This window comes from Desulfuribacillus alkaliarsenatis (assembly GCF_001730225.1).
Taxonomy (GTDB): Bacteria; Bacillota; Bacilli; order Desulfuribacillales; family Desulfuribacillaceae; genus Desulfuribacillus; species Desulfuribacillus alkaliarsenatis.
The window spans coordinates 1-624 of sequence record NZ_MIJE01000026.1 but is presented as its reverse complement, the minus strand read 5'-3'; the positions used below and the strand labels follow the sequence as shown (position 1 = coordinate 624).

The 624-nt window shown below is 49.2% G+C and carries 1 rRNA gene; it reads right to left on the bottom strand.

Annotated features, from left to right (window positions below):
- Nucleotides 1-574: ribosomal RNA gene (locus BHF68_RS08565) — 23S ribosomal RNA — on the bottom strand; the annotation flags it as partial.
- Nucleotides 575-624 lie beyond the last annotated feature (50 nt).

Sequence of the window (624 nt, the reverse complement as noted above, 5' to 3'; positions counted from 1 at the left end):
CTCCCCTCCCGGGGTGCTTTTCACCTTTCCCTCACGGTACTGGTTCACTATCGGTCGCTAGGTAGTATTTAGCCTTAGGAGATGGTCCTCCTGGATTCCGACGGGATTTCACGTGTCCCGCCGTACTTGGGGTCATAAACAAAGCGCGAAACGGTTTCTTCTACAGGACTTTCACCTTCTTCGGTCCAATTTCCCAATTGGTTCGAATACCGTTTGTTGTCTTTGTGGGTGTCTACAAACACCCCTTCTATGCCCCGCAACACCTATATTACAACGCTTGTAGGCTTACATAGTATAGGTTTGGGCTTCTCCCCGTTCGCTCGCCGCTACTTAGGGAATCACTTTTGTTTTCTTTTCCTCCAGGTACTTAGATGTTTCAGTTCCCTGGGTCTGCCTCCTCATACCCTATGTGTTCAGGTATGGGTAGTATCCCATTACGGATACTGGGTTCCCCCATTCGGATATCCACGGCTCAATGCTTGCTTACAGCTCCCCGTGGCGTTTCGGCGTTCGCTCCGTCCTTCTTCGGCTCCTAGCGCCTAGGCATCCACCATACGCTCTTATTAGCTTAACCTTGGGTTTTCCAAAGTTTCGTATTTGTTTTTGCTTTCAGCTTTTAGATTT